Origin of the sequence: Guyparkeria sp. (genome assembly GCF_041687595.1) — a bacterium.
Classification (GTDB): domain Bacteria; phylum Pseudomonadota; class Gammaproteobacteria; order Halothiobacillales; family Halothiobacillaceae; genus Guyparkeria.
The window spans coordinates 39,350-44,615 of sequence record NZ_JAWLBP010000009.1; the positions used below are offsets into that span (position 1 = coordinate 39,350).

Consider the following 5,266-nt stretch of genomic DNA (forward strand, 5'->3'; position numbering starts at 1 on the left):
TACGACTGGCACCCGGAGCCGGACAGCGAGGAGGCACGCCTCTACGACGAGTTCCTGCGCCCGCGCGACTGGCTGGCCGAGCGGTAACCGTCACCGCCTGCGGGAGCGGGCCCGCTCCCACAGAAAAGGGCGAACCCCAAGGCAAGTGGGGTTCGCCCTTTGTCATTCCGCTGATCTTCCAGGGAGCTCTTGCTTCAATCGAGCCGCTCGAGCGCGTGGGTCGTGCCGACCGGGATCATCCAGTCCTGGTAGCGGTTGCTGTAGTGCACCACCCAGCCACGCGCCCGTAGCCGCTCGCCTTCCAGTGATTCGAAGTCCCAGCCGGGGAAGCTCTCGAGCCGGTCCCGATCGATCTTCAGCGCCACGCGGCCCTCGAGATTGATCCAGATGTTGTTGCGGCTCTGCCCCACCGACACCACACGCCCCTGGACGATCGCCGCGCCCTGCACGTGATCCGGGATGCCCTCGCGCGTCGGCAGGCCGGGATCGTAGGCCGGCAGTGACCAGATACCGCGCCCTGTCCGGCGGGCCTCGCGCTCACGGGCGGTCAGGCAGTCGGCCAGTTCCAGGTTGGGTGCGACGAATACCGCCATCGCGACGCCCTGCTTGAGCAGATCTGCCTGCACGGAGCGGCCGTCGGGCAGGTAGAGGTAGGAAAGCCGGCGACCGTAGCGGTCCTCGCTTTCGGCGGCATCGACCACGACTACGCGGTTTTGCGACTCGGCAAGCAGCGCCCGCAGGGCCTGCTGCGCCTCGCGGGCGAAGGGCTCGTCTTCCGCCCCGTCGCGCCCCAACTCGGGGGTATCGATACCGACCAGGCGCACCCGGTCGCCGTTGGTCAGGCGAACGGTGTCACCGTCGTTGACATAGCCGACCGTGGCTGACTCCGTGACCAGATCGGTCGGCGGGGCGCAGGGCCCCGTGAGCTCTTCCCCTGCCACGCAGCCGCTCGACAGCCCGGCAAGGACGAGCAGTGCAGCGAGCGCGGGGCGGCGCAGGCCGTGGGGGCGCCAACGAAAAAGGGCACCGAACGCCAGCCCGATGCCCTTCGCTGTTTCCCGGCAGAATTGCACAGGAACGACCTGCCGGCCGCGCTTACTTGCGACCGTAGCGGTTGCGGAACTTGTCCACCTGCTTGGCCATGCTGCCCTCGGAGCGCTTGCCCGTGAAGAACGGGTGGCTCGCGGAGGAAACGTCAACCTTGACCAGCGGGTACTCGTTGCCGTCTTCCCACTTGATGGATTCCTTCGACTGGATGGTCGAACGGGTCAGGATGGCAAAGTCCGCCGCCACGTCCTGGAACACCACCGGCCGATAGTTCGGGTGAATGCCTTCTTTCATCTCGATTCTGCCCCTGAAAAAATAAAGTTCGTCGCGTCGGCAGGCAGTCTGCCCGACGTGTTCATTGAATCGTGTCGCCTGTTCCCGCCCGCCGGATGGCGGGCTGTCCCGACATCGGGGCACGGTCTGCCCGACCCGGGACGGCCAAGGCGCGAGAGTTTACCCGAACCTCCCCGGCGGAACAAGGCCCTATGGCGTCCTGCGCTGGCGCTAAGGGGTGCGCGCCAGAGCCCAGACCGAGACGTGGGAGACACCCGCCCGGCGCAGCGCCCGGGTCAGTGCCTCCGCACTGGCACCGGTGGTCAGCACGTCGTCGACGATCGCCACCCGCTCGGGCAACGGCCCGTCGGCCTCGAAGGCATTCCGGAGCACCCGGTTGCGCTCGGCCGCCGTCAGTGTCGTCAGCGAGCCGGTATCGCGCAACCGGCAGGCCGCGCGCGGCAGGATCGGCAGACCGAGGGCCCGTCCCGGGCCCGCGGCGAGCAGCCGGGCCTGGTTGAAGCCCCGCCGGCGATGCTGGGCCGGGTGCTGCGGCATCGGCACGATCGCCTCGGGCGGCGCCCCGCCGCCACCCACGTCCGCGACAACGGCATGCGCCAGGGTGTCGCGCAGCAGGGTGAGCACGCTGAAGTCCTGGTGGTATTTCAGCCGGTGGACGAGGTGGCGCACGGGTGGCTCGAGATCGACCGCCGCCACGGCCGCCTCGAATCGACGGGGGTGCCGCAGGCAGCGGCCGCAGCGCAAGGGGCCATCGCCCCCCTCGTGTTCATGTACGATCCCGCAGCCGGGACAGCGACTCCGCCCCAGCAGCGCCTGCCATTCGTGCCAGCACGACGGGCACAGGCCGTGGGGCTCGACCGTGTCTCGGGTACAGAGATGGCAGGGCGCCGGCAGCCAACGGCGCCTTCCCGACGAAATCCTTTTCATGCTAACCTGCATTCAATACGCATGTTTTAGAGGTCGACGCATCATGAACCAAGACGCGCAGACAATCCGTGACGAGGCGGACGAGGAACACACCCCGACCCGCATCTCGGGCCGCTCGGCCCGCCGGGCTGCCAGCTGGTTCAACTGGGGCAACATCATCGCGATGATCGTGCCCCTGCCGCTGGCGATCTTCTGGACCGGCCTCTCCATGCTGGTCTACGCGCTCAACCGGCACCACCCCAACCCCAAGGTGGGGTATTACACGCAGCAGGCGGCCTACCGTTTCTACGCCATCGCCGGCACGGCGGTGGTCATCGGTACTTTTGCCCCGCCCAGCCTGACGTTCTACCTCGCGCTGTGGGCGATCGCCGCGGTGATTATCATCCCCTGGTCGCTTTACGATCTCTACCGGATCAAGCAAGATACCTGGGAAGATTCCTTCACCGAAGCCCCCGAAACCTTCGAGGACTAATGAGCTCATGACCCGCCCGCGCTGGACCACCCAGGAGGCTCTCGACCTGTTCGAGCAGCCCTTCAACGATCTCCTTTTCCAGGCCCAGCAGGTGCACCGCGAACACTTCGATCCGAACGCGGTGCAGGTCAGCACCCTGCTCTCGATCAAGACCGGCGCCTGCCCGGAAGACTGCAAGTACTGCTCGCAGAGCGCCCGTTACGACACCGGCCTCGAGCGCGAGCGGCTGCTGCCGCTCGACGAGGTGCGTGTTGCCGCCCGCCGTGCCCGCGAGAAGGGCGCCTCGCGCTTCTGCATGGGTGCCGCCTGGCGCAACCCCACCGACCGCCAGCTCGAGAACGTGATCGACATGGTCCGCGTGGTCAAGGAAACCGGCATGGAGGCCTGCGTCACCCTCGGCATGCTCAAGCCCGAGCAGGCCAGCCGTCTCAAGGAAGCCGGGCTGGACTACTACAACCACAATATCGACACCTCGGCCGAGTACTACGACCAGGTGATCACCACCCGCTCGATCGAGGATCGCCTCGAGACGCTCGATCACGTGCGCGAGGCGGGCATCAACGTCTGCTCCGGCGGCATACTCGGCATGGGCGAATCGCGCGAGGATCGAGCCTCCTTCCTGACCACGCTGGCCAACCTCGAGCGCGCGCCGGAATCCGTGCCGCTGAACATGCTGGTGCGCATTCCCGGCACGCCGATGGCCGACGTGCCCGCGCTCGACCCGATCGAGTTCATCCGCACCATCGCCGTGGCCCGCATCCTGATGCCGAGCTCGCACGTGCGCCTGTCCGCCGGTCGCGAAGGCATGAGCGAGGCGATCCAGGCCTGGTGCTTCTTTGCCGGTGCGAACAGCATCTTCTATGGCGAGAAGCTCCTGACCACCGAGAACGCCGACGCGGCGGCCGACGAAGCCATGTTCGCCAAGCTCGGCCTGACCCCGCTGATCCCCGACGGCTGCCAGCTCGACGAGCCGGCCGACAGCCAGCAGGCCTCCGTCTCGGCCTGATCGGCAACGACACCACGGCCATTACGGGCCGCGACTGACCACCCGGTCGGCCGCGGCCCGTTTCGTTTGGCACGCCGAGCAATCGAAGCCCCATTGTGCGAGCGGGCGCCGCAGGCGCGGCTTTAGCCGCGATGCGTAGAGGAAGGCTTTGTCCCATCGCGCCTGAAGGCGCTCCCACGCTTTCGCCAACCGCACGGCAAAATCGGCCCGGCCCGCTATTCACCAACCCGATCGACGGCGACCTCCACCTCGTCGGGCGCCAGGCAAACCCGGTCATCGCAGGCCTGCAGATCGAGGCGCAGGCGCGTCGGCATCTCGCCGGTCACGGGCACCCGCAACTCGAGCACTCCTTCGTAGACATCGATCGCCGAGCGGGCGAACTCGGCGCGAAACGGCTTGCCAGACGGATAGTCGATCGATCCGATCTCGCCATCCAGGGCGGTGACCCGGGTCGGCACCAGGAAGTCCTCGCTGGCCGGGTTGGCATTGATGTGAAAGCCCTCGTCGATGGCGAGGCGCACGACGATGACCTCACCGCCCTCGGCCGCGCGCGCCTCGACCTCGACGTGATCGCGCGTCTCGCCCGGCCCGCCGATGGTCTCGGTCGCCTCGGCCAGTTGTGCCGCCTCGCGCGTCACCACCTCGGCACGTGACGGCCGGGCCAGTGCCCCGACCAGGAAACCCCAGTCGGCCGGCGCGGCATCGACCTCGGCGGCGAACCCCGCCAGCGCGCGCACGGCCCGTTCCTGGCGCGTGGGATCGTTGAGCACAGCGCCCAAGTCCAGCAGGAACACCACCGCCTGCGAGTGCCCCGACGGCGAGGCGTCGTCACCCACCAGCGGCGGGCTGAGCGGCAACCCGCCGCCCGATTCCGGCGGGCGCTCGTGCAGCCGCCCCGACTCGTCGAGGTATTCGCGCTCGATCGTCGCGGCGATTCGCTGGGCGCGGAACAGCCAACGGATATCGTGGCTCGATCCGTACAGCGCCAGCATCAGGCGCCCCGCGGCCGCGTGATCGGAAAGAAATGCCTCGCCGGAGACCTCGCCTTCGTAGGCCTGCCGATACAGGTGCTGCTCATCGGCATCCCAGAGCCTCGCCCAGAGCCAGTCACCCACCGCCTGTGCCCGCTCTTGCCAGTCACCCCGATCGATCGGCTGGGCGGCCGCCAGCAGCCCCAGCCCGGTCAGGGCGTTGAACTCGGCGACCTGCTTGCGATCGCGCTTGGGCAGGCCGCGCGCCTGGCGTGCCTCGAGCAGGGCCGCGTACTCCGGCTCGAATCCGGCGATCGACTCGGCCAGCCCGCCCTGCTCGAAGGCATCGTACGCCCGGCCCACGGCCAGGTTCACCGCCCCGCCGTCGGGCAGTTCGTGATCGATCCGGCTCTCCGGCAGGTCGGCCAGCTGGTGCCAGTCGAGAAAGGACTCGGCATCCTCGCCCAACACCGCGCGGATCTCCTCGGCGGTAAAGACGTAGCTCTTGCCCTCGATGCCGTCGAGCTCGGCATTTTCCGCGGTGAAATA

General features: G+C 68.1%; 6 protein-coding genes and 1 pseudogene. 2 read left to right on the top strand and 5 right to left on the bottom strand.

The genetic code is table 11. The features are described from left to right. Window positions 1–194: 194 nt before the first annotated feature. From ACESL5_RS02885 to ACESL5_RS02900, 4 genes and pseudogenes are all read right to left on the bottom strand, one after another. Window positions 195–1,073, bottom strand: coding sequence for a thermonuclease family protein (locus ACESL5_RS02885; RefSeq protein ID WP_372591278.1), 879 nt, complete (start codon window positions 1,071–1,073; stop codon window positions 195–197). Between the two features lie 22 nt (window positions 1,074–1,095). Next, window positions 1,096–1,341 (bottom strand): type B 50S ribosomal protein L31, encoded by a 246-nt coding sequence (locus ACESL5_RS02890; RefSeq protein WP_372591279.1) that lies wholly within the window; start codon window positions 1,339–1,341, stop codon window positions 1,096–1,098. 210 nt (window positions 1,342–1,551) lie between these two features. Next, window positions 1,552–2,037 (bottom strand): ComF family protein, encoded by a 486-nt coding sequence (locus ACESL5_RS02895; protein WP_372591285.1) that lies wholly within the window; start codon window positions 2,035–2,037, stop codon window positions 1,552–1,554. Window positions 2,038–2,076: 39 nt separating this feature from the next. Beyond that, window positions 2,077–2,280: pseudogene (locus tag ACESL5_RS02900) on the bottom strand (double zinc ribbon domain-containing protein); the annotation flags it as partial. Between the two features lie 31 nt (window positions 2,281–2,311). On the opposite strand from ACESL5_RS02900, the gene ACESL5_RS02905 reads away from it, so the two are divergent. Both ACESL5_RS02905 and bioB read left to right on the top strand, forming a co-directional pair. Beyond that, the gene (locus ACESL5_RS02905) at window positions 2,312–2,740 is read left to right on the top strand and encodes a hypothetical protein (protein ID WP_372591280.1); all 429 of its coding nucleotides are present in this window, start codon (window positions 2,312–2,314) and stop codon (window positions 2,738–2,740) included. Window positions 2,741–2,747: 7 nt separating this feature from the next. After that, window positions 2,748–3,746: a biotin synthase BioB gene (bioB, locus tag ACESL5_RS02910; RefSeq protein ID WP_372591281.1), complete on the top strand. Its 999-nt coding sequence runs from the start codon at window positions 2,748–2,750 to the stop codon at window positions 3,744–3,746. 215 nt (window positions 3,747–3,961) lie between these two features. Here bioB and ACESL5_RS02915 read toward each other — a convergent pair. Continuing rightward, a partial coding sequence (locus ACESL5_RS02915) for a protein-disulfide reductase DsbD domain-containing protein (protein WP_372591282.1) occupies window positions 3,962–5,266 on the bottom strand: 1,305 nt, incomplete at its 5' end.

Bases quoted from the DNA above. Each gene is read 5' to 3' on its own strand.
- bioB (WP_372591281.1), top strand. From the start codon at position 2,748: ATGACCCGCCCGCGCTGGACCACCCAGGAGGCTCTCGACCTGTTCGAG.
- ACESL5_RS02905 (WP_372591280.1), top strand. From the start codon at position 2,312: ATGAACCAAGACGCGCAGACAATCCGTGACGAGGCGGACGAGGAACAC.
- ACESL5_RS02890 (WP_372591279.1), bottom strand. From the start codon at position 1,341: ATGAAAGAAGGCATTCACCCGAACTATCGGCCGGTGGTGTTCCAGGAC.